The following is a 23,358-nucleotide window of genomic DNA, read 5'->3' on the forward strand; positions in this document are numbered from 1 at the left end:
ACGGTGCTCTTCTCGGATGGCCGCACAACAGATTTCAAGCTTTCTTATGAGCCTTGGGGCTCGGAGAAAATGGCTGAATTGAGGCGCGATGACGACGACGCCGTCATCGCGAGCTGGAGCAATATCCCCCCAAATAATGACGAGGAAAACACCAAATATGTCAGTGATTTCTATGTTGCGCCCGCGGGCGTCGACTCGGTGAGCTACCGGATGTATCACTATGAATGGGATGCCGCCGAGAACGACTGGTCTTTGCCGGCTATCGGAGAAGCCATTGAAGTGCCGACCGGAAAGATCAAAGGCGTGCTCCATAACAATGCCGAATGGCAGTCTCTTCTCAACCGGACGGCCATCAGCTGGAGCGGCGTCGTCCACGGCGAAGTCGAAGACCTGACTGTGGAAGACGGCGACCTGATTGTGGAAAGCGGCAGCCTGATCACCATGAACGGCCTCCTGCGCATCAAGTCCCCGGCTGTAATGTACACCGCCGAAGAAGATTCCAGCCTGGATCATCAGGCGATGTTCGAGGGGGACGGCACGATCATCTTCGAGGGGTATAACGACCCCTTTCGCCCCTTACTCCGTTACTATTATCTGGCCGACGAGGTCAGGGTGGACGTGCTGGACTGCGTCAAAGTCGCCCTTGTTTTCAACCAATTGGGACCGGACGACGCCAACGACATCATTTACAACCAGATCAATGTTTATGGCGATTCGTCGGAAGTCTACCTGGCCGGAAACCGGGGAGGCCGGATCTCCGTGAACGCCGATGCAAGCACAATCCTGGAAAATAACGTGGCAGTGCTCAGGGCCTACGGAGACGGCAACACCATTGAGGGTAATCACGCCGCGGCCATGGAGTTTTCAGGCAAGGATAATACGATCAAAAACAACCACATCACCATGCAGCCGGTCATGCAGGCCGGCTCGTCCTACAACGCCGGACGGGGAATTTTTCTCTACGGCGATTCGCAAAGCACCGGCAACCTCATTACCAACAACACCATCCTCTGTAAGTATACGGTGCGGCACAACCAGGAGGCCATATATATTGACGCCAACCAAAATGATATCGTCAAGAACGTGATCGGAGAAGCCGACAACACCGACTATTATGGCGGCGGCCTTTTCATCTCCGGGTACGGCAACAATGTCGTAGGGAACATACGATGCGGATATGAACGTGATCGCCGATAACTCGATTGTCGACAGCTCGACAGGAATACTGATTATCGAGGGTCACGAAAATCACATCTACGGGAACAGAATCTTCGCCAATGCAACAGCCGGCATCAGCATGGAACTCGAAAACTACGAATACTCCAATGGCATTCATGACAATTTAATTTACAAAAATCATATTTCGGGCAGCGTGGACGGAATTCGAATGCTGTATGAAGGAATAGAGCAAAATCAGATTAGCGGGAATATTATTACGGAGAACTCCGGGTACGGCATCGAGATTCCGTGGGGGAATTTCGAAAACACCATCTACGGCAACCACTTTAGCTTCAACACCCTTGGAAACGCGATCGACAACGGCAACGACAACCACTGGTTCACTCAAGACAAGGGCGGCAACTACTGGGATGATTACACCGGCTCCGATCTCAACCAGGACGGATTCGGAGATACGCCGCACCCCGTGCCAGGGACCGCCAACGCGTCCGATGACAAACCTCTCATGGGCGATCAGGGTGATATCTCCGTGTCTCCCATGTCCGTCGCCTTCGAGACTCATGTCATCTCAAAATTGACGCCCCGGCCCCCGGCCGAAAAAACGGTCACCATCACAAATCAAGGCAACGTGGATCTTGCCGTTTTAGGGATCCTACTCGAAGGACCGGATTCCGTGCATTTCGCACTCAATAACAACCCCTGCGAGGGAACGGATATCGCCCCCGGCGGCTCTTGCGTAACGACCGTCGCCTACAATCCCTTTTCCCCCGGGAGTCACGCGGCTGAGCTTGTCATCATCTCCAGCGATGAGAACCAGGACGTGGTTCGGGTGACCATAAACGGCGAGGGGGTTCCGCCTCTATCGGGAGATGTGAACGGCAACGGCATATACGACCTCGCCGATGCGCTGACTATCCTGCAGGTACTCGTCGGCATGGCCCCCGACATCGTCCAGTTCGGGGAAACCGGCGATGGATCCAGCCTGGCGCTTTCGGACGTCCTCTATATCTTAAGACAGATATCAGCCAAGTAATCATGCGCCCAAGGGAAGAGCCAAGGAGCTCTTTGCTCCTGAACAAAACTGCCAATATATGCCCCATACCAAAACGCTGGCGGCAGTAATTGCCCTTTCACCAGGCCGCATGAACAGAATTATCCATTTTTCACCCTCTCTAAAAGGTCGGCGCGCATACTATCGTTTCATATTATTCCCTAATCGGAACAATTTCCACCCGGCGGTTTTGGATGCGGTGGGCGCGGGAATTGTTGTCCTTGACGGGCTGGTTGGCGCCGTAGCCGGTCACGGACATGCGGGCGCCGTCCACGCCTCTGGAAATCAGGTAGTCCTTCACGGCCTGGGCGCGTTGGAGAGACAGGTAGTTGTTATAAGCCGCGTTGTCGCCGGCGGAGCAGGCGTGGCCCTCTATGGAGAGCTTCACGGCCTTGTTGACGTGCAGCACGGACGAAACCGCGTCCAGGGCTGACCTGGCTGCGGGATTGAGTTCCATGGAGTTCAAGTCGAACTGAATGACCGGGATGCTCCAACAGCCGTTTTCATCCACGGGAGCGCCTTTGGGGGTTCCGGGGCATTTGTCGGCCTTGCCCGTCACGCCGTCGTGATCCAGGTCTTTATCCACCCTGACAAGCGTGGCGTGAGCGCTTTTGGCCACGACCTTGCCTTCATACTCGTCAATAATTTCGCCGATGCCGTTTTGGTCTTGGGATTTTTCCGCAGTTACGGCCGGAGGCGGAGCAACGTGCGTTTTGGCCTGTTGGTCCTTGTTGGATGCGCACGCAGGCAGGAGAAGAACGCCAAGGATCAGGGCCAGGATGATGAATCGACTGTTTTTCATGGTTTGTCCTCCTGTATGGATGCCGCTTCGCGGCGCTATTCGTCGGGTTTCGCGGGGCTCTACCCGACCTACGATACTATCAATACCATTCCAGCAAAACCATCCAACCTCGGCCTTGATTAAAATTTTCCTCCAGCCGAAATCGATTGATTGTTATTATCGTTTCCGGTCGCGCCTTCTGTTCTATCGAACCCAGGCAAAAAAACCTTGCCTGGGCCACCCTCGTAAAAACACTGCCGCTTTCGCGAAGCGCCATTTTAAAAGTTTTGATCAAACTTTTTGCCGCTTTGCGGCGTATAGATAAGAAGTTTGCCGCCGGAGGCAAATATCTTTTAGTTTTTCAAGCTGTTATCTTTTCAGTCCATGGCCTTTTGCACGATGCGCAGGCTATGGACGGCCATGACCGGCTTGTATTCCGGGTTTTGATCCAGCATTTCATAATAGAACTTCGATACTTCCGGCCAGGTGTCCACGTCGTGAAAGGCTACGTACCCGCCGGGGATGATAAAAGACGACCAGGCTTCCCAGTCGGCCTTGACGGACTCGTATTCATGGCCTCCGTCCAGGAAAAGCAGGCGGATGGGCTTGTCCCAGGTTTTGGCCGCTTCGGTGGAGGACGCTCTGATGGGGTTGACGTAATCGTCCACGTCCACGGATTTTAAATTCTCCTGAAACTGGTTGAACGTGGTGCCTTGCTTGACCAGGACCTTGCATTCGGCCTTGGCGCCTTTTTGATGTTCGGCCGATCCCTGAAAGTGGTCCACGGCGGTGATTTTTTCCCGTCCGGCGGCTTTGGCCCCCAGGGCCAGCCAGCATGTGGACAATCCCAGGAAGCTGCCCACTTCCACGATCTCCCCGCTCCCCCGCCCCGCCTTGGCCAAAAGGTGCAGCACGTAGCCGTCGGTCATATTCAGCCAGCCCTCAATGTGCTTGAGCTTTTCGAACAATTGCACGAACTCGTAGGCCGTGGACATTTTATGAAAGATGTCCTTGGACTCGGGCAAGACCTGGATGGGCGGCGGCTCCGGGGTTTGAAATTCCGGGTCGAAATCCGGGTCGTTATAATAGTCGCTGGTTTCGTTGATCTTGTGGACCAGAATGACGGCGTGATGCTTCACTTTGTAATGCTTGGAAATCCGCAGCCAATAATCCCAATCCTCGGGACCTACGTAAGGAACGCCCTCATGAGGAACCCGGGTCTTGATAGGCGCAAAAAACCCGACCTTCTCCCCGGCTTCTTTGGTGTGAAGCACGGTGGGGGTGCGGATGATGTTCCGGATGGTCATGATTTTGGGGCCGAACTCAATGGACAGGTTGCAGTTGGACAATTCGCCTTTGCCGTCCAGGTTGCGGTGCCAGTAGGCGTCGCAATAGGCCAGGCCCAGGTCCGGGTTTTGATCCATGAACTTGACCATTTCCTCCATAAAATTCACCCGGTACATGTCGTCGCTGTCCAGATAGCCTATATACCGGCCCCTGGCGCGGCGCAGGCCTACGTTGCGGGGATTGTCGCCCATGCCGGTTTCTTTGTGGACCTGCAGATGGTTTTCCTCCAGCCTGATATAAACGATCCGGTCGTCCTCAAAGCTCCTGACCACCTCTTCGGTGTTGTCGGTGGAGGCGTCGTCAATAATGATCAGCTCAAAATCGGGCATGGTCTGGCGCAGAACGCTTTTGATGGAGCGCCCGATGAGATCCGCCCGGTTGTATGTGGGCATGATAACGGAAACCGCAATATTATTGTCTGTCATGGTTCTCTCTTAAAAAACGGGATCAAAGTCCGTTTCTGGGTCGTAAATGGCCTGGATGGGGATGTTAAATTGGTCCAGGCTTTGTTCCTTCCTGGCAATGCAAGCCAGCATGGGATAATATTTTTTCCGGGCTGCCGGCTTCATCCTGCCGACTTCGAATTCCATTTTTTCATAATAGAAATTCGGGTCTTTCCACCATCTTTCCGGGGATTCGGCCATAAAAAAAGTCACGGGCGAAAATCCATTTTTCCGGTACACGTCATAATACAAAGTCGGCGAAAAATTATAAAATCCGTGATTCACCAGATCAAGAGGGGCCAAATGAAAAACCGTCCCGCCCACCTTAAGCATTCTGACGATGTTGGCGAAGGCGGTTTTGATGTCGAAAATATGCTCCAGGGTGCCGTGCTCGAAAACCAGGTCGTAGGAGTCGGCCATATGATCCGGGACGGGCGTGTTCATGTCGTGGACCATTGTGCAGGATTCGCTTTCCGTAAAATCCACATCATCGTAGTGGTCAAATCCCAAGGCCTGAAAAATTTCCAGGGAAGTGATCCTGTCCTTGCCATCCAAGGGCTTGGATGAAAATCCTTGGGATTCCAGCAACACAGCCATGTCCTTGACCGGACTGGTCGCCTTTTGCCGGGAAAGGGACATGACCCGGCCCTTGTTGTTGACCCGGGGTAAAAGCTCCCGGATTAAAAATTCAACCACGCCTTGTTGCAGAGCCAAAATTCGGCCTCCTTGCCATTAATCAGGGCCGTTATGCAGGTCCTAAAAACAAATCGGTTCAATGCTTGCCTTTCCTCGCCCATTGGACTATTAGAAAAGCTCAAAACTTCCATGAAGCCCAAGGCTTAGCACAGCAGGAAACATTTGTCATGCTTCCCGTCAAGGGAGCGATCTTTCGGAAAATAACATGAGTTTATACAAAAACCTGAAGCCCGCGCATTTAACCGTCCTGGATAAGAAGGAAATCATAGATTATGCTTTGGGCAGGCTGTCCCCCTCCCCGTGCTCCTTTGCAGACCTTGGCGGCATTTGGGACGTGGACGGAGAATATACTTTTCACGCATTTGAAAACCATGACGTGGAAAAAGCCTTTCTCGTGGATACGGACTTTACAGACAAGGCCCTGGCCAAAGCCGAAAAGCGCCCCGCCCTGCAAATCATCCAGGACAACTTCGGCAGACCGGAGGTCGTGGAAAAAATCGGCCCGGTGGACGCCGTCTTCATGTTTGACGTGCTCTTGCACCAGGTCAGCCCGGATTGGGACCGGATCTTGGAAATGTACTCCCGGATCTGCTCCTGTTTCGTCATATTCAATCAGCAATGGACCAGGGGGGATCATACGGTCCGTTTGCTGGACCTTGGCGAGAAAGAATATTTCGCCAACGTTCCCCACGACCCGGAGCATCCTAATTATAAAGGCCTGTTTGACAGGCTGGACGACATGCATCCCCAGCACCGGAGGAAAATCCGGGACATTCACAATATCTGGCAATGGGGAATTTCGGACAAGGACCTGATTGCAAAAATGGAAGCCATGGGTTTCGGCCTCCAGTATTATAAAAACTGCGGACAGTTTCAAAAACTGGAACATTTTTACAATCATGCGTTTGTCTTCAGCAAGCGACCCGCCGTCTGATGAATCTATTCCTGAATAAGCCCCCCGCCGGCCGCAGCCTGCACCAAAGAATATGCGGGCGTTTGGCCCGGGAGTTATCGGCATTTAAAAGAAGCCTGCATGAAGCTATGAACAAGGACCTCGGCGAACAGAGAAAACTGCTTGAAAAGGTGAAAAAACTCAGGTTTCAGGGACGGGCGCCCCAAGCCATGCAAATCCTGGAAGAGGAGCCATGCAGCGAAGCCCTCAAGCCCCACGTCCTGGCCTGTCTCGCGGAGTTGCATTTCTATTTTGGAAACCCGCAAAAAGCTCTGGAATGCGCCGTCCAGGCCTTGGAGCTCGGATATGACTATTGCTCCATGGCCTTTGTGCAGGCATTGTCCCTGCGCGTTTTGGGGGAATCGGACAAAGCAGCGGCCTTGCTGCACAGCATCTTGGAAAAAGCCCCGGAGCACAAAGGCGCCAAGGACGTTCTGCTGCTTATGGAAGGGAAAAGCGTCCGCCCTGAGACCGAAGAAAAACTCCTTAGACTCCGAAAAATGGACCGGCCCCTGGTTATCTCCGTCCGGTCTCCTTCGGACAAGGAAAACGACCCGGAAATGCTGCCTTTATGGGGCGACTATTGGGTGAAGGTGAAACTGGAGCAGGAATTCACGCAAATGGGGCTGGTTGTCTCGCAGGAAAACCCGGACATCATCCTCCATTTCTTGGGCCTGCCGCCTAAATCCATGCCCGAACATACCTACAATATTGTATGGAATTACAGCCATCCGGATATAATCGACCCCGAAATCCTCAGGCGGTTTGACAAAATAACCTGCGCTGCTGTAGATTTTATACCCAAGCTGGAGGCATACGGATACTTAAAGCCGGAACTCCTGCCCGCCTGCACTTCAAAAACGCCGTACAAAACAGAGCCCGTCTACGACATAGTGTTTTTGGGCAACGCCCGGTTAAGCAGGCCGGACGGCAGGGGCGTGGTGGCGGACATGCTGGCCGCGGGCCTGGATTTTAAAGTTTGGGGATACTATTGGGACCGGCTTTTGCCAGAAAAGTACTACGGCGGCAAGTACTGGGAGTACGACCGGCTGGAAGAACTATACGCCGGAACGCGCATCACCCTGAACGACCATCACCCTGACATGGCCCGGGAAGGTTACGTGTCCAACAAAGTTTTCGACATCCTGGCCAGTGGAGGGTTTGTCATTTCACAATCAAATGCGGGGCTGAAGCCCCTGTTCGGCGATTCCGTCCCCGAATATGAAACGCCGGAGCAACTTAAAAAATTGGCCGGGCATTACCTGGATAATCCGGAAGAGCGCGAAGCGCTCAGGCTAAAAGGGCGGCAGGCCGCCTTAAGGCACACCTACCGGAAATGCGCAGAACGCCTATTGAGCGACCTGCTTCCATAGGCCGGCCGGTTCGAGTCAGATCCACATATACTCTCAACAGGGAGAATTAACATATCATGGCGGAAAACAAAAAGCCCATCATCCAACGCTCTATTTACTCCTGGATTCTGCCCGGCAACGTCAAGTGGCACCTGCTGACCGTTTTGTGCATTTCGATCACGGTAGCCGCCAGGGTGGTTCCCCTGGAGATGCAAAAACGGATCATCAACGACGCCATCGCGCTAAAAAAGATGGACATGCTCTACATATACTGCGGCATATACCTGGCTGCGGTGCTTTTGGCTACGGGCATGAAGTTCGCCATCAACATGCTCCAAACCTATATCGGTCAGCGCGCTTTGGAAGGCATGCGAAAAGGGCTATACCACCATATCCTGACCCTGCCCATGAGCTTTTTCCGCAAAACCCCGCCGGGCATGGTGGTCACATCCCTGGTTACCGAACTGGTCTCCTCCGGGGATTTCGTCGGCACGTCCATAGCCATTCCCGTGACCAACATTCTTACTCTTGCGGCTTTCGCAGTGTACCTCTTCATCCTCAACCCGTGGCTGGCCATTATTTCTCTCAGCATCTATCCGGTTGTGCTGTTTCTGGTGCCTTTGCTGCAAAAAAAGGTAAACCACGCCAATAGACAACGGGTTGACGCCACGCGGGATCTTTCCAGCAAGATCACGGAGACCATTACCGGAATCCACGAAATCCACGGAAACGGCTCCTATGATATTGAAAACAAGCGCTACGATTCCATCATAGACAAATTGTTCAAAATTCGCATTGTGTGGACCCTGTACAAACAGGCCGTCAACATTGTGAACAACTTTTTCACCAACATGAGCCCCTTTCTGATCTTCCTTCTGGGCGGCTACCTTGCCATGTCCGGAAGGCTGGAACTGGGCGCCCTGGTGGCCTTTTTATCCGCCCAGGAAAAACTCTACGACCCCTGGAAGGAGTTGATCGCCTTCTATCAGGTGTATCAGGACGCCATCGTCCGCTATCAAAAGACCATGAGCTATTTTGACCTCATGCCCGAACATGAGATCGTGCCGGAAGACGGCAGAAAGCCTTACACCCTGAAAGGAAGCATCAAGGCTGAACGCCTGTCCTTTGTCACTGAAGAAGGTATACGCCTGATTGACAACATCAATCTGGATCTCAAACACGGAGAACACTTGGCCCTTGTCGGGTTTTCGGGGTCGGGGAAAAGCACCCTGGCCATGTGCCTGGCCCAGTTGTACAAGTTCACCGGCGGCAAGGCGACGCTTGACGGCAAGGATATAGAAAAGCTGACCAAATCCGACATGGTCAACAATGTGGGGCTAGTCTCACAATCGCCGTTCATTTTCGACGGCACTATCCGCGAGAACGTGATTTACTCGTGCGAAGCCGCCGCCAATATCGGGGGCAATATGGAAGATATGCCCAACCTGGACCAGATCATCAACGTGCTCCAACAGACGGGCGTTTTCGTAGATGTGCTCCGGTTCGGCCTCAACACCATGGTCGCCCCGAACCAATATCCGGACCTGGTTTCCAAACTGGTTGACGTACGAAAGAAGTTCAAGGAAAACTTTGGGGATATTTTGGATGAATATGTGGAGTTTTTCCATCCGGATCGATACCTGTACCACTCCAGCATCCTGGACAACCTGATTTTCGGCGCGCCGAACAAGGAATCCCTGACCGAAGACGGGCTTGAGGAGAACGAGTACTTCCACCAGTTCCTCCAGGAAGCGGATATTTTCCGGCCCCTGGCGAGCCTGGGAGAGCAACTGGCCAACCAGACGGTGGATATTTTGGGAAATATGCCGGCCGATAAAGTGTTTTTCGAATTAAGCCCCTTATCCCCCTTGGAATTAACGGAATACAAAGAGTTATTGGAGCGCACCAAAAAGCAGCGGCTTCACGAAATGGACGCCAAAGACAAGTGGATGTTCCTCAAACTTGGCTTGCGCTACATCCCGGGGAAGCACAAAATGGTCTCATTGCCGGGCATGCTGGAAAATCTCATCCTGGAAGGCCGGGCCATGTTCAAAGACACAATCATGGAAGACGATCCCCAAGCCGTCTCCTTTTTCCAGGAAGACGAGTACATATACTCCCAGACCATTTTGAACAACATCCTGTTCGGGAAGACCACCACCTCACGGCCTGAAGTCCAGGATAAGATCAACCAGAGCATCATTCGATTCCTTGTGGAAGAGGACTTGCTGGAAACCGTGGTGGAAATCGGCATGGAATTCCGGGTAGGCACCCGGGGCGAAAACATGTCCGGCGGCCAGCGTCAAAAAATCGCCATCGCAAGGACGTTTCTCAAAGCGCCGCCCGTGCTTATCATGGACGAAGCGACCTCGGCCCTTGACAACAAATCCCAGACACGCATACAAAATCAAATAGACCGGCGCTGGAAGGGCAAGAGCACGCTGATCGCAGTTGTTCACCGGTTGGACATAACGGTAAATTATGATAAAATAGCCGTGATGAAGGCCGGAAACATCGTTGAAATGGGAACTTATCAGGAACTCATGGACAAGAAAGGAATGCTGTATGAGCTCGCACATGGTAGACAAGACTCCTGATCAAAAGTGCCAGGACTCATCAGGCTTGACTTGTGAGTTCTCCCAAAACCTGGATATCCTTCGCCAGATTGACTTGTTTTCGGCTTTGCCCATAGAAAGCCTGAAAGTCTTTGCGCTCATGAGCTCCAGGGAAAAATACAAGGCCGGCGACGTCTTGTTCCAGCAGGGCGAGGACGACGGCCAGGCTTTTTATATTTTTTCAGGCGCGGGAGAGCTTGTGTATAAAGGCGACGGACCGGAGGAAGTGATCCGCACCGTGGGGGCGGGACAAATGATCGGGGCCACGGCCATTCTGGGCGAAGTGCCCAGGCTGTTCTCCTTCCGGGCTGTAACCGAGTTGGAATGCTTTTTAATGGAGCGGGAGAAGTTCCGTACCACGTTGGAGCAGTTTCCCGCTATATTGCCCAAAATCATTAAAACGCTGGTCCAAAAAATCCATGCCAGGGAAAAGGTGTTTCTCACATCCAGGAATCCGGACTGTGAAGCGTGCAAAAAAAACCTGGGCGTCATCTTTGACTGAACCCTTTATCGCGAACAAAGGTCCAGCTAATGACAGTCGGCGAAATCAAGGTCTCATTAAAAAATAAACTGGCCGAACTCGAAAAACTGCACGAAAAGATCGAGGAGTTTCTCGCATCCAAGGGGGGCTCCCGAAAGGCTCTTTTTCAACTTAAGCTGGCTTTGGAAGAGGTCTTTGTGAACATCGTCCACTACGGGTTTGAAGATGACAAGGAGCATGACATCAACATGACCCTTTCCTTTACGCCTCCTTACATCACCATTCAGGTGGAGGACGACGGAAGGGCCTTTGACCCCATCAATGCGGAAGAACCGGACTTGTCAAAGCCCCTGTCCTGCCGGGCTCCCGGAGGCTTGGGCGTTTTTCTGACCAAATGGTGCTGCGACCTGAATTATCGCCGTGAAAACGGCAAGAACATCCTGACTATCAAAAAGACTCTTGTAGATAACGACAAGGAATCCAATACGGGTGCAAACACCGCGTAAGAAAAGAGGATAACATGGATATCATTGAAGAAAAAAGCAACGACATAGCTGTTTTCAAACTCAATGGCAGCCTGGACTCCAACACATCCCCCGCTTTTGAAGAAAAGGTGGTGGCGATCATTGAAGGCGGAACCAGCAAGATCATTGTGGATTTTTCGGGCCTGGATTATATTTCCAGCGCCGGCCTGCGGGTGCTGAACCTGGCGTCTGTCAAGCTCAAACCGTCCAATGGGAACCTGGTCCTTTGCTGCCTCCAGGATTATGTTCGGGAAGTTTTTGAGATTGCCGGATTTGACCAGTTTTTGCCCATTGTCGCCACCATGGAAGACGCAACGGCGAAATTCAACTAAGGCCTATGAGGCCCCGCTTGCCCAACTCCCGGATGAACTGGGTTACGGAGGTTTCAGCCTCTTTGGGATGAAGACGGTATTGCCCGGCAAAGGCCTTAATCAGGCGGCCGACGCTTTTTTCGCCGTCGATCATGTCCCAGGTCGCCGTGCCCAGGGCGTCCAGTTGAATCCTCTTTATTTGGACCGGCGGGGCTTTGCGCCCTATTCTTTTCATGATTCCGGCGATAAACGGCCTGACAGTAACCGGATACTCCAAAACCACATCCCCCGACTCCAAACGCGTTTCCACCACGTCGCGATTTTTCATGGGAACAACCGCCAAGGCCTCTTCCCTTGAAATGAGAGCGGTTTCCTGTTTTTTGTCCGAGGCGCCGGCCCGGCCTTTTTTCCTATGTGATTTCATAATGTGCGCAGATCTGGTCAAATAAATCCGGTTCCGCTTTCCGCCCTTCCATAACCACCGCCAGGATGCGGTTTTCCTTTTCCAAATGCCATAGCCTGTACCGGGCCCAGGCGCCCCTTATCTTCAGCTTGTCCAACACGCCTTTCAAACCCTTTCCCGGGAGCTTTTCAAACTCCACCGCTTCCCATCCCATATGTTTGCTGAAGGCAGGCTCTCCCGGCAGGTCGGAAAAAACGGACCTGGCAAACCCTTCCAGGCCGCCATTGGCCAGCAGAACGGAAGCCGGGCTGTACCGGTATAAATGCAGTTTTGCGGAATCCGACGAAAATGACAGGCTGAACTTGCCTGGCAGGAAGGAATGGGAAGTCAATTGGAATTGATCGGGCGTCTCCGCGTAAATGTCAAACAGGGACCATGCGCCGAATCCGCTTTCCGAATGATCCCTGAAGCTCTCCAAAACCCGGGATGGAGCGGCCCCTTCCTTGAAAAACTGCAGGATGGAGGCGTTGCGGCAATCCGGACAATAAAGAAGCAGGCCCTTGGCGCCTGCGTCGTCCCCGTGCCAGGAAAAAGCGCTGGCGTCGAACCCCTTCACGCTTTTGGCCCATTTGGGCGGAAGCTCGCAGGGCTCCAGGGTTTTGGCAAGTTTTCTCTGATGTATGGAAGCCAGTTTTTTCAACTGGGTCTTGTGGGAAAACCGCCCTTTGACAGGCCCCCATTTCACCTCCATGACAGGACCGTCCTTATCCTCCAACACCAAATACCTTTGCCCCACTTCCAGAGGCTGCCAGGACTGGGGGCAAATAAAACTCACGTGGTTCCAGGAGATCCGGGACCAGTTTTTCGGAACGTCCTCCACGGCCGTCAACGGGGCAGCAGCGTGGACCAGTCAGGGACTTCCGTTGCAGAACCCGGCCCCTTGGACTCGGGCTTATATTTCTTGCGCCAACAAGCCCTTTCCTCATCCACCAGATTGGTCATGGTCATCTTGATGACGTTTCCGATCCTCTGTTCTTCGTCCCTGGTGTTATGCTGAATTTTCAACGTAATGCGATTGTTGTTTTCGTCAAAAAAGATCCACTTCCAGGCTATGAAAACCTGAAAGGAATCCCCTTTGTATTCATTGGGAGCGCCGAATTTCTTCTTGCAGTTGTTCAGCAAGGAGTCGAAAAATTTCTTGGAGTCGTCCGCATATTTGAATTCTATGCGCACAATGCGGCCGTGGTCGGCGCACATGCCGTATTGCACGTTGCCGCTTTTGAATCCCTTAGGCGGAACAATTTGAACCTCTTCACAAAGCCCTTTTTCATACACCGCCATAGCCGTCCCAGGGATTACCAGCTCCTGGCGGCTGGATATATTCTCCCCCAAAACCAAACCGCCCAATTCGTGGGGGGCTTTGGCATGGCTTACAGGAGCCAACAAGAAAAACAAGCTGATCAAAACCAACAAAGGATATTTTTTCATGATTTTCCGTCCTGACTCACTTACTGGTTGAAGGTTGCTTAATGATATATCAAACATACAGCCGCCAATCAAGATTTCCTGAAGCAAAACCTGTTCCAATTCATTTACGAACGGCTTTTGAGGCATGAGCGCCTCGGCGCCTCCTGCTCACTCTCCTTCCATAGCGCTGTAATTTCAATGATCTGTCGCCATTGGCATGAACGGACTTTTACAAATCCTGGGCGCCCGACAAATACGGCGAAAGGCTGGAATACAGCGACGCCTAAGCAGAATAAAGGCGGGCCTCTCCCATGGCGATTCATTCCGCGTCGCCGCGGGCTGGATCTGCTTTCACGCCATGACTTCTTCATGGATCAAAGGGATGATAAACCGGGATTGCACCTTGCATGCGGAATCCGGCTGCCGCTCGACCGCCAAGGCCGCCACGTGATGCTCTGTGGGAGTGAGCAGCCGGAAGGCCCAGGCTTGGGGATCGTCCTCCAGGAGAGGATCCAGGACGATGCGGGGGTGGCCGCTTTCGGCGGCTTCAAAGGAAAAAAGGTCCAGGCCCATGGACAAGCCCACGCCCCGGGCTTTGATGTAAGACTCTTTTAATGTCCAGATATTGAAAAAAAGGCGGCGTTTGGCGTATTCCGGGACTTCTTTCAGCAGGTTTGCTTCATACGGAGAAAAATAACGGGCGGCAAAGCGGTCAAAATCCCGCTGCCTGTCCCATCGTTCCACATCCACGCCCACGGACCCGTTTAGGGTTACAGCGCAGGCAGCCATGCCGTGAGTATGGGCCAGGTTGAACTGTAAAGGAAGAAGCAGGCATTCCTCCGCCAACCTCGGTTTGCCGTGGTTGTTTTTGTCAAACCGCCACTCATGGGGTTTCACGGCGGCGTAGCGGGAAAGCACGCAACGGACCAAGGCTCTGGACACCAGGCTGGTATGCCTGTGCCAGGGCATGATATAGCGGGCCTGCTTTTCTTTCTCCTCTTCCGTAAGGAGAGAATGATATGAAGCCAGGAGATCCGGATCCTGTATGTCTTCGGGACAGGTAAACCATACATGGACCTGCCCGGGCTCCAAATTTAATTGGGGCAGGTTTTCCACAAAACTTTTCTCCTCCTACAAACGAAACGTCAATCAGGCTTGTATGCGGCTAATTGGGGAGAAATAAGCACTCCCTGCAGCTTAAGCTGATCAACCCGGTGCAGATAAGCAGCGCCGTTCATTAGATGCCGGGCGACATGCGCCGCCTGACGGTTCTCCGGAGCTTCCATGCCGGTCCCTTTCACCCAGGCGTTAAATGCTCCGATGCACGAACCGCACCATATCTGGTAGTCCATCTCCCGTCCAGGTTCCCCCTTATTGGCCCAACGGGATGACAAGCCCAGATACCAGCGAAATATCAGCGCCATCTTCTTTTTGGGATCCGCCTCGGCCTTGGCGACCAAACCGGGATCCCTCTGGGAAAAAAAGTCTATGGTATCAGCCCATATTTCGTCCAGATTTTTTTTAAAAATCTGATTTTCCAGCTTTTCCCGCTCGTCAGGCGGAATGCTTTCTATGGATTCGCACCTGCTGTAAATGTCGTGCAGTTTCGCAGCCCTCACTGCAAAAAGGGAACCGCGTTTTAACACCTGCACCTTAACTCCTAACTCAAACATATCAGCCGAAGGCGCCATCACAGTATCCGCCATATCAGCCTTGGCCAAAAGTCCCTTTACATGGTCCGAGGCCCCGGATTCCACACAGGCCTGATTCACGGAGCCGGTCACTATATATTCCGCTCCCATGACAAAAGCCGCTAAAACCGCCTGGGGCGATCCCATCCCCCCCCCGGCGCCCACGCGCACGGCAACCGGATAATTGCGTTTGGCCTGGATTTCGTCCCGCAGGCTTAAAATGGACGGCAGGATGGTCACCAGAGCCCGATTGTCCGTATGCCCGCCGGAGTCCGCCTCCACGGTGATGTCGTCAGCCATGGGAACCTGACGGGCCATGTCAGCCTGATCCTCGGTAATCACTCCTCCGGAAATCAGCTTTTTCAAAACCCTTTCCGGCGCAGGCTCCATAAAACGGCTGGCGACTTCCTTGCGGGAAACCTTGGCGATAATCCGGTTTCCGATGACAATATTGCCTTGGGCGTCCCGGCTTAAGCCCGCGATCCGGTATTGTACAATGCTGGGAGTCAGGGCCATGAACGCCGCCGCTTCCACGGCTTTCACGCCGTATTTGATGTAAAGCTCGGCCACGGCCTGCTCCACGGCCGGTTCGTGGGGGCTATGGATAAAATTGAAAAGATAAGGGCCGTTGGGAAGATTTTTCTGGATGGCCAGGATGGCCTCCTCCACCGCCGAAGGAATCAGACCGCCCGCGCCGAAAGAGCCCAAAAAGCCCGCCTTGCCCAAGGCCGTCACCATTTCCACAGAAGCGATTCCATTGGCCATGGCGCCTGCATAATACGGATAGTCCGTGCCGTAGGTCTTGCCGAATTCGGGATTGCCCAGGCTTTGGACGGGCAGCGCCGGCGTCATGGCAATGACTTTGGGGCCCGCGCCGGGCTGGCGGATGGGCTCCGCAGAGGTCAGGCCTATGCGGCCGTTATTGTCCACCACCAGCAGGTTTTGCGACAAATCCTCAAGCAGCGCTTTAACTCCCGCCTCGTCGTATACAACCTGTTCCTCGGGTGCGCTCCAGCCAAAATCAAAAACCCGCCCCTTGGGCGAAAATCCTACGGCGTCCTGGTTCATAAAAAATCTCTCCAATTATTTTTTTATCCTGCATCCCGAATGCAAAAACCCGCGTCCGAGACTTCGTAAATCCGAATATTATCCTTCCACAAATTGCCGTCCGCCTTGATCACAATAGCGCCGGGCCCTTGCTCCACGCTCTTCACGTGCAGTTCCAGGGTCATGCGCTCATTGGACGGGATGATCTGGCCGCGATACTTCCAGACGATGGAGTCCGTCATCTGGGTGAAATACGGACTGGCGAATTCCCAGCCCAGGCCTTGCTGAACGGCGAAAACCTGCAAAGCCTGCAGCATGGCTTCCACGCCTAACGATCCGGGCATAACCGGATCGTTATGAAAGTGGCAAGGGTAAAACCAGTCCGCGGGGTTCACCTTTTTGTCCGCATAGATATAGCCCTTGCCGAATCGGCCAGAGTTCTCCACCATAAGGACTCTGTCCAAAAACTGCAATTGTTTTCCCGACAACCCATAGTGCGGCTTGGATGGGGAAACGGCGAACTCGGCCGGAACTCCGTTTTGTAAATCAACCTTGATGGTTGGGGCGTCGTCCTTCAGCCATTCCCGGGCGTGCAGAGGATGGTTGTTCGCGCCGCCGTCCAGGCCGATCTGATCGGCCAGGGCTTCTTTGGTGAAATAGCCGAACGCCGCAGTTCCCTGGTAAAACGCCTCCCCTTCCGCCAAAAGATTAAACTCGAACTTCTGAATGATGGAGCCGCCCGCCTTGGCCGTGGTTGTCAATCGGGATCGATTCGTTATGGTGCGGCCCCGAAGATCGGGCAGGCTGGTCAGCGTTCCTTCCCCGTCCAGGTTGCGAAAAAAAAGATCCTTCTCCGGGATGAGCAGCGTCGTCTGCATGTAGGTGGAAATAAATCCGCAAGGCTGCAGGGCGATCTCCATAAACATGGAATACGGCATGATTGCGGGCCAGTTGTTCTGCGCGCAAAACCAGGCGTCCTTGGGAACGTCATACTCGGAAACCACGCTGGCCGAATTGCGAAAGTCCCCCGGCGTTCCTTCCACCTCCAGAACCCGGGAAATCAACTGCAAATCGCCGTTGGGGGTTCGCGGCGGCTGGCGATCCTTATAAATATCAAAGGCCGGGCCAAAGCATTTTGCAATGTCGCCGACGGCGAATTCCTGCAAGTCGCTGTTGTCAAACAAAGGTTTTGGCGCCGGGGTTTCCTGCTCTACTTCAATCACAGCCGAGGGGTCTTTTTCGGACAGGCGGACGCCCAGATCCTTAAAATCCACCACCACCTTGTCGCCCAAAAGAATGTCCACGTCGGCCACGGCGTAAGGCTCGGGCGCCAGGCCGATCTCCTTCACCTCCATGCGGTAGGTTAAAAGGGAGTCTTCGGGCGTCACCTGGCCCCGGCATCGCACCTTTTGAGGCAGGCCGATGATGGGCTGGAACCGGGCGTCCCGGGTTTTTGTCTGCAAGCCCAAAAACAGGGTGAAAAACTGCAGCAACTGCACGCATCCCTCGGCCATGAGGGACCCGGCCATGACCTCGTCGTCCTTGAAATGGCACGGAAAGTACCAATGGTCCGGACGTAGATCCTTGTGGGCGATAACCTTGCCCAGGCCCCAGGGGCCGCATTGCGGATCCACGGATTCCACCCGATCCACCATGAGCATTTGCTGGGCGGCGAATTTCAGGGAGGGATTGGCGCCCTGCTGGTCGTAATCCGGGCCAAAGCACGCGGCCGGGCGGCCTTCGATGATATGCAGCAAGTCCTCCTTGGAAAAGGAGCGGCGATCGCAATCAAGAAAAGGCGCAAACTTGGTCGGAATAATCTTATTCCTCTCTTCCTGCTCGGCTTGGGTGCGGATGATGCCCTTGCCTGCGGCCAGTTCCTCGTCGGAGAAAAATCCCGCGCACCCGCCGTCCATGGTCAGGACCAGTCGGTCGTCCACAAAGCATTCGTAGCTGAAAAAGAAAAGCAGGTTGCCGCCGTTCCGGGCGAAGGAATTGATGGATATGTCGTACCGGAGGGTTTCCCCTTCTTTGGCCAGATCCTCCATGAATGTGAGGGTGCAATCCAAAAGGCGGTACACCCGCTCGCCTTTACATTCAAAGTCAATCCCCAGGTAGCTGATAAGCAAAAGATCGCACTGACCGGACTCCACGGAAACCGCCCAGGGAATCTGGCCGTCGATCAAGAACCAGGCGTCCTTTTCAATGTCAAACTCCGTGGTCATGGCGCTTGGCTTGAACTCGCCCCGCTCTCCTTGTAGCTTGGTGACGCGGGAGACCAGCAAATACGGGTCCATGGGCAGCCGCACCCGGCGTTTGTAGGAGTCGATAATACCGTATTCCGGCCCGAAAACTTGGGCGATATCCCCTTTAGCAAAGGTTTCCAGGTCTTGCCGATCCCATATGGCCGATTTGGCCGCGGACTTTGGGACAACCGAAGCGGGAGCAGTTGGGATATCGATTGGGGGGACTGGAGAGAATTCAGGCAATGGCCCCGCCAACGGCTCCGGGTTCACTTCCTTTTCCATGAGTCCGGCCTGCATGGCGATAAGCTGCTCCATCTGCCTTAACGCCCTGGCCCTGTTGCGCAAAAAGGATTTGTGCCCTTCCGTGACAAGCGTCTGATTTTCCCTATACGCCTGCATCATCAAGGGATGGGAGGGCGCGGCGGCTGTCTGGGCCGCCAGAGGTTCCGGCGCGGGTTCGGCGTACGGAATTTTTTCCACAACGGGAGTAACCGGCTTTTCAGGCTTAACCTCGGGTGTTTCTTCTTTTACCTGGCTGAACAATTTTCTGGCTTCGGGAATGATGGCCTCTTCTATGCTCTCCCCGCCCAAAGTCACGGTCTTGATCAACTGCGGGCCGTCTGGCGATTTTTCCGGTCTGGGAATGACGCACTCCAGGTCCATGGGAATCTGGTGGGAGAACAAACGCGCAAGAGCCCGAAGCATGGAGGTGCGGCATCCGGCGCCTTTACGGTCCGTTGCCACGGCCAGGTGTTCGCGTTCGCCCAAGGTTTCGGCAATGTATTGAGTGCAGTTTTCCCGCGGCCCCAATTCTATGAACACCCGCGCGCCCAGGTCGTAGGCTTTGTTGACCAGGGAGGCGAAGTCCACTTGGGAGCAATACATTTCGGCAATATTGCGGGCGATGGCGTCCTGATCCAACTCAAGAGGGCTGCACCCCACGGTGGTCAGGAATTCCACGTCCCGGACAGGGGCGGTCTCCAGGCTGTGCAGGGAGACCATCTCGTTATAGTCCGCACGCACGATATCGCAATGGATGGCGTCGCCCATGGGGACTTCAAAGTATTCGCAGCCTGCGTTTTGGATGACCCGCATGCAGGCCGCTTCCTCACCGGCGATCACGACCTCGCCCGGGGTGTTGGTAAAGGTGTGGAAAACCCGCTGCTTGCGGCCGCCGGTTTTTTCCGAGGCCATGACCTCGCGCAGGGATTTAGGGTCGGTTTTCAAAGCAAAGCAATGCCAGATTTTCTCCCTATCCTCCTCTTGCGGGGGCATGCCCCAGGCCTTGCGGACCGTGTCCATGGGGCCGGCCAGGCGCGTTTGGAAAACAGCCGACTTCCGTAACTGACGGCTCATGGCGTCGGTTCTTCCCCATACGCCCAAGCTGTACAGCATGGAAATCTCGCCCATACTGTACCCGAAAGCCATGTGCGGCGTAATCCCAAGGCATTTACGCACGGCGTCGGTGCGGGCGATGGCAAAAAGAATTCCACTTTCAAACATGGCGATGGCGCTTTTTTCCAAGGCCCAAACCTGCTTGCCCGGCGGGGTGAAAGTCATGCCCCGGGGATACAAAAGCCCGTCCCGCCAGAGGTCGCCCAGGTCGTTTCCGGGCGCCATGCAGGTTTTGGCGCATGCCGGGAAGAGCTGAAAAAAATCCCGGCCCATTTGGGGGTAGGAGCTGAATCCGCCGGGATACACAAAGGCGACCTTGCCTTTGTCGCCCATGGGATTGGGGGAGAATGCGCTGCCCCGGACGGAAAACCAGTCCCGGCCGGTTTGAAAGGCCTTGGCCATGCCTTGGCGTGCGGCGTCAATTTCGTTTTGCAATTCCCTGAGGTCCGCGCCGATCAAAGCCAGGGAGTATTTGCCGGGCTTCAGCCTGTAAAAAAATTTGCGGGAGCATTCAGCCGGACTTTTTCCAGCCTCCAAATCCTGCATTAACTCGTCCAGCCGGCTTTCCAAAGCGCGCCGGTCGTCCCCGGCCAGGGGAATGATGAAAGGCCCGCCAAAGTTCCAGAGAGCGGAGGACTCCTTTTGCCCCTCTCCGGCCAGAATCATGTGTCCGGCGCAGCCGTCCAAGCCAAGGCCGCTGACAGCCGCGATCCGCTCCTGCTTTTCCTGCTGAGCGAACCAGGGCTGGGATCTTTCCGGGACAAAAAAACGGCAATTCTCCCAGGATTCTGAATTTTTCGGCGCGGACCAGCCCGGAGTCCGGGGTAAAAATCCGTGCTCCGCACACAGGGCGGCCCGGATGATAGACGCCATTTGTGAAGCGGCAAAGGAATGGCCGAACAAGGCCTTGGCGGAGCCCAAAGCGCAGGAAGGCGCTTCTCCGCCGCCGTAAGCCGCGAGCAGACCCGTTTTTTCCGCTTCGTCATATTCCGGCATGCCGCTGGCGCAGGCTTCCAAACAGCCTATGTCTGCAAAGGATACTCCAGCTTCCCGGACCGCTCTTTTGGCGGCGGCCTCCACAGCCAGGGCGTCCGCCCCCTGCTCCAAAGCCAGGGAGCGGATCACGCAATGGATAGGGTCGAAATTTTTCCGAGCGTCGTTCGCTTTTTTTAGAACAATGGCGCCCGCGCCCTCCCCTATCAGCCAGCCGGTGTTTCCTTTGTCGAATGAAAGAGTCGCCCGGCCTTTTTGAGTTGGATGCTTCAAATTTCTCCACAACACATTTTCCGGGCTGCCGGAAAGATCCACGGCGCCCACAACCACGGCATCCACCTCGCCTTTTTCCAGAAGCATGGCCGCAATTTCAACGGCCTTGAACACGGAATTCTCCTCGCTGGAAATCGTAAAGGCCGGGCCGTTAAAATCCCACAACGAGGCGATGCGGGCGGCCATGATATTACCGATGAAGCTGGTGTACTGGTTGACCTTGGCGGCGTTGCAGACCGCGTTCTTGCAAAGACTTGTCAACTTGCCAACCTCGGGCGCGGCTTCTTTACCCAGGGCCTGGGGCAGCCGCGTGTCCTGGTTTACCCGTCCCCGGTAGCGATGCAGTTCCGGCTCAGCCCCCATGGCTACCAGGACGGCCGTGTTTTGCCCCTGTTTAAGCCCGGCCCGTTGAATGGCTTTGTCCGCAACCTTCATGGCCAGCATTTGCTGAGGGATTAACTGGTCGTCCGGGTTGGGCGGAATTTTAAATCGTAAAAAGTCCAGGTCAAAGTCCCGGATGTAGGCCCCTTTAGGCGCTTTGCCGTCCTCAAAGCCGTATTGCTTCAAAAGGGCGGGATTTTTTTCCAGGCCTTTCCAGCGCTTTGGAGGCAAGGGGATGAACTGCTGCTCGCCCTCGTAATTGGCCCGCAGGAACTCGTCCAGGCTGGAGCAAGAGCCGAAATGGGCGTCCATGCCGATGACCGCCAGTTCCGGAAAAGGGGATTCCGTTGCGGAATCGTCTTCCGCCGGACCTCCTTTTTCCGGCGCAGGCTCGAAAATCATGTGGGCGTTGGCGCCGCCGAATCCAAAAGCGCTCACGGCGCCCAATTTCTGTTTTTCCTGCTCAGGCCATAGGATGGAGGCGGCGGGAATTTTGCCCGAAAAATACTTGTTCTTGGAATCCGCAGGGGCTTCCAGGCCAACGGTTCCGGGGATGGCGCCGTTTTGCAGCGATAAAATAACCTTGATCATCCCTGCCATGCCCGCTGCAGTGAGCAAATGCCCCAAGCCCGCCTTGACCGATCCAATGTAGGGTTTGGCTTTGTGCTGGCTGAAAAAGGCCTCCATGGAGTCCAGCTCGATGCCGTCGCCCAGAGGCGTGCCCGTGGCGTGGCATTCCACAAATCCCACCTGGGAGGGACTGACTCCGGCGTCCTCATAAGCCCGTTCAAAGGCCATGGCCTGGCCTTTAGGGTTGGGGCTTAAGACTGAGGCGCCCCTGCCGTCATTGGATAGCCCTGCGCCGCAAATCACGCCGTGGATGCGGTCGCCGTCCCGAAGTGCGTCGTCCAGGCGTTTGAGCACGAACATCCCGGAGCCCTCGCCGGCAACCAGGCCGCCGGATTTTCTGTCCAGAGGCAGGCTTTCCTTGTTATGGGGGTACGCCTGAAAAATGGAAAAGCCCATGTTCACGAAAAAGGGGTCCGCCGCGCTGACTGCGCCGGCCAGCATCATGTCCGCCCGGCCGGAGTTCAGATAGTCGCAGGCCAGCCTTACGCTGTACAGGGAGGACGAGCATGCGGCGTCCAAAGCCAAGCGGGGGCCGTTCAGGTTGAACGCCGTAGCGGTCAAATAGGCGGGCCAGCCGGATATTGCTCCGTTTTCCCAGGCCGGATCTTTTTTTCCCGGCCATGGGGGAAAAGAAACACTGTCGCCTGCGCCCGCCTTTTTCAGGGCGAATTCCACGGCCTGCTCCATCATGGGGATGAACAAGGCGTTGGAGGCCTGGGTGGGAAAGGACAGGTTGCCCAAAATCAAGCCGGTCCGGCCGGGAATGCCGTCAGGAAAGCAGCCGGCGTCCTTCAGGGCTTCCATGGCGACGTACAAGGACCACTGGTGCAGAGGGTCCAGGGTTTTCAGGTCGACGCCCGGAATATCAAGCGCATGCAAGTCGGGCGAAAAATCCGTTATGTATCCGCCCCTGGCGCAATAAAAGCGATCTGCCGCCCCTTTTTCCGGGGAAAAATAGTCCATGGGATCCACGCCCATGCGTTCTTCCATTGCAAGGGTGCGGCAGTCCTTTAAGGCGATGAGGTTGTCCCAATACTCCCCGGGGGTCGAAGCCCCGGGAAACAGGCATGACATGCCTACAATGGCGATTTTTTTCATGG

17 protein-coding genes are annotated in these 23,358 nt (G+C 54.6%); 8 read left to right on the top strand and 9 right to left on the bottom strand.

Annotated elements, in window-relative coordinates; genetic code table 11:
• The first annotated feature begins 69 nt into the window (after positions 1-69).
• On the top strand, positions 70-1,197 hold the full coding sequence (locus G491_RS0113420; RefSeq protein WP_157468263.1) for a right-handed parallel beta-helix repeat-containing protein: 1,128 nt from the start codon (positions 70-72) through the stop codon (positions 1,195-1,197).
• Positions 1,178-2,212 (top strand): NosD domain-containing protein, encoded by a 1,035-nt coding sequence (locus G491_RS0113425; RefSeq protein WP_028314964.1) that lies wholly within the window; start codon positions 1,178-1,180, stop codon positions 2,210-2,212. The genes G491_RS0113420 and G491_RS0113425 overlap by 20 nt, the downstream gene beginning before the upstream one ends.
• A gap of 172 nt (positions 2,213-2,384) precedes the next feature.
• On the opposite strand, the gene G491_RS30770 is transcribed toward G491_RS0113425, so the two are convergent.
• From G491_RS30770 to G491_RS0113440, 3 genes are all read right to left on the bottom strand, one after another.
• Positions 2,385-3,032 carry an OmpA family protein gene (locus tag G491_RS30770; protein WP_051327248.1) on the bottom strand — a complete coding sequence of 216 codons (648 nt, stop codon included), beginning with the start codon at positions 3,030-3,032 and terminating at the stop codon, positions 2,385-2,387.
• Positions 3,033-3,388: 356 nt separating this feature from the next.
• On the bottom strand, positions 3,389-4,783 hold the full coding sequence (locus G491_RS33915) for a glycosyltransferase (RefSeq protein WP_051327249.1): 1,395 nt from the start codon (positions 4,781-4,783) through the stop codon (positions 3,389-3,391).
• Positions 4,784-4,792: 9 nt separating this feature from the next.
• Positions 4,793-5,515: a methyltransferase domain-containing protein gene (locus G491_RS0113440; protein WP_028314965.1), complete on the bottom strand. Its 723-nt coding sequence runs from the start codon at positions 5,513-5,515 to the stop codon at positions 4,793-4,795.
• Positions 5,516-5,702: 187 nt separating this feature from the next.
• Between G491_RS0113440 and G491_RS0113445 the strand changes: the two genes are divergently transcribed.
• The 6 genes from G491_RS0113445 (at position 5,703) to G491_RS0113470 (ending at position 11,753) form a co-directional block, all read left to right on the top strand.
• Positions 5,703-6,431, top strand: a complete 729-nt coding sequence (locus G491_RS0113445; RefSeq protein WP_028314966.1) for a hypothetical protein — start codon at positions 5,703-5,705, stop codon at positions 6,429-6,431.
• 107 nt (positions 6,432-6,538) lie between these two features.
• Positions 6,539-7,822: a CgeB family protein gene (locus tag G491_RS0113450; RefSeq protein WP_169829432.1), complete on the top strand. Its 1,284-nt coding sequence runs from the start codon at positions 6,539-6,541 to the stop codon at positions 7,820-7,822.
• Between the two features lie 56 nt (positions 7,823-7,878).
• Positions 7,879-10,398, top strand: coding sequence for an ABC transporter ATP-binding protein/permease (locus G491_RS0113455; RefSeq protein ID WP_028314968.1), 2,520 nt, complete (start codon positions 7,879-7,881; stop codon positions 10,396-10,398).
• Entirely contained in the window at positions 10,379-10,918 is a 540-nt protein-coding gene (locus G491_RS0113460; RefSeq protein ID WP_168161150.1) for a cyclic nucleotide-binding domain-containing protein, read from the top strand. Before G491_RS0113455 ends, G491_RS0113460 begins: the two co-directional genes overlap by 20 nt.
• Before the next feature lie 29 nt (positions 10,919-10,947).
• Positions 10,948-11,403 (top strand): ATP-binding protein, encoded by a 456-nt coding sequence (locus G491_RS30780; protein WP_012610189.1) that lies wholly within the window; start codon positions 10,948-10,950, stop codon positions 11,401-11,403.
• Positions 11,404-11,417: 14 nt separating this feature from the next.
• Positions 11,418-11,753 (top strand): STAS domain-containing protein, encoded by a 336-nt coding sequence (locus G491_RS0113470; protein ID WP_012610190.1) that lies wholly within the window; start codon positions 11,418-11,420, stop codon positions 11,751-11,753.
• On the opposite strand, the gene G491_RS0113475 is transcribed toward G491_RS0113470, so the two are convergent.
• The 6 genes from G491_RS0113475 to G491_RS0113500 form a co-directional block, all read right to left on the bottom strand.
• The gene (locus G491_RS0113475) at positions 11,746-12,156 is read right to left on the bottom strand and encodes a PqqD family protein (protein WP_012610191.1); all 411 of its coding nucleotides are present in this window, start codon (positions 12,154-12,156) and stop codon (positions 11,746-11,748) included. The genes G491_RS0113470 and G491_RS0113475 overlap by 8 nt on opposite strands.
• Positions 12,143-12,970, bottom strand: coding sequence for a hypothetical protein (locus G491_RS0113480; protein WP_136360568.1), 828 nt, complete (start codon positions 12,968-12,970; stop codon positions 12,143-12,145). Before G491_RS0113480 ends, G491_RS0113475 begins: the two co-directional genes overlap by 14 nt.
• Positions 12,971-13,020: 50 nt before the next feature.
• Positions 13,021-13,623, bottom strand: a complete 603-nt coding sequence (locus G491_RS0113485; protein WP_028314971.1) for a hypothetical protein — start codon at positions 13,621-13,623, stop codon at positions 13,021-13,023.
• A gap of 330 nt (positions 13,624-13,953) precedes the next feature.
• A complete protein-coding gene (locus tag G491_RS0113490) occupies positions 13,954-14,718 on the bottom strand; it encodes a 4'-phosphopantetheinyl transferase family protein (RefSeq protein WP_028314972.1) in 765 nt (254 codons plus the stop codon).
• A gap of 29 nt (positions 14,719-14,747) precedes the next feature.
• The gene (locus tag G491_RS0113495; protein ID WP_028314973.1) at positions 14,748-16,361 is read right to left on the bottom strand and encodes a PfaD family polyunsaturated fatty acid/polyketide biosynthesis protein; all 1,614 of its coding nucleotides are present in this window, start codon (positions 16,359-16,361) and stop codon (positions 14,748-14,750) included.
• A 23-nt stretch (positions 16,362-16,384) separates the two neighbouring features.
• Complete coding sequence (locus G491_RS0113500) at positions 16,385-23,356, bottom strand: beta-ketoacyl synthase N-terminal-like domain-containing protein (RefSeq protein WP_028314974.1); 6,972 nt, start codon at positions 23,354-23,356, stop codon at positions 16,385-16,387.
• Positions 23,357-23,358: the final 2 nt, after the last annotated feature.

Origin of the sequence: Desulfatibacillum aliphaticivorans DSM 15576, assembly GCF_000429905.1 — a bacterium.
In the GTDB taxonomy this organism is placed as follows: domain Bacteria; phylum Desulfobacterota; class Desulfobacteria; order Desulfobacterales; family Desulfatibacillaceae; genus Desulfatibacillum; species Desulfatibacillum aliphaticivorans.

Excerpts from the sequence above, each read along its gene's own strand:
- G491_RS0113460 (WP_168161150.1), top strand. The coding sequence starts at position 10,379 with ATGGTAGACAAGACTCCTGATCAAAAGTGCCAGGACTCATCAGGCTTG.
- G491_RS0113495 (WP_028314973.1), bottom strand. The coding sequence starts at position 16,361 with ATGAACCAGGACGCCGTAGGATTTTCGCCCAAGGGGCGGGTTTTTGAT.
- G491_RS33915 (WP_051327249.1), bottom strand. The coding sequence starts at position 4,783 with ATGACAGACAATAATATTGCGGTTTCCGTTATCATGCCCACATACAAC.
- G491_RS0113425 (WP_028314964.1), top strand. The coding sequence starts at position 1,178 with ATGAACGTGATCGCCGATAACTCGATTGTCGACAGCTCGACAGGAATA.
- G491_RS0113450 (WP_169829432.1), top strand. The coding sequence starts at position 6,539 with ATGAACAAGGACCTCGGCGAACAGAGAAAACTGCTTGAAAAGGTGAAA.
- G491_RS0113500 (WP_028314974.1), bottom strand. The coding sequence starts at position 23,356 with ATGAAAAAAATCGCCATTGTAGGCATGTCATGCCTGTTTCCCGGGGCT.
- G491_RS30780 (WP_012610189.1), top strand. The coding sequence starts at position 10,948 with ATGACAGTCGGCGAAATCAAGGTCTCATTAAAAAATAAACTGGCCGAA.
- G491_RS0113470 (WP_012610190.1), top strand. The coding sequence starts at position 11,418 with ATGGATATCATTGAAGAAAAAAGCAACGACATAGCTGTTTTCAAACTC.
- G491_RS0113475 (WP_012610191.1), bottom strand. The coding sequence starts at position 12,156 with ATGAAATCACATAGGAAAAAAGGCCGGGCCGGCGCCTCGGACAAAAAA.
- G491_RS0113485 (WP_028314971.1), bottom strand. The coding sequence starts at position 13,623 with ATGAAAAAATATCCTTTGTTGGTTTTGATCAGCTTGTTTTTCTTGTTG.
- G491_RS0113445 (WP_028314966.1), top strand. The coding sequence starts at position 5,703 with ATGAGTTTATACAAAAACCTGAAGCCCGCGCATTTAACCGTCCTGGAT.
- G491_RS0113455 (WP_028314968.1), top strand. The coding sequence starts at position 7,879 with ATGGCGGAAAACAAAAAGCCCATCATCCAACGCTCTATTTACTCCTGG.
- G491_RS0113420 (WP_157468263.1), top strand. The coding sequence starts at position 70 with ATGGCTGAATTGAGGCGCGATGACGACGACGCCGTCATCGCGAGCTGG.
- G491_RS30770 (WP_051327248.1), bottom strand. The coding sequence starts at position 3,032 with ATGAAAAACAGTCGATTCATCATCCTGGCCCTGATCCTTGGCGTTCTT.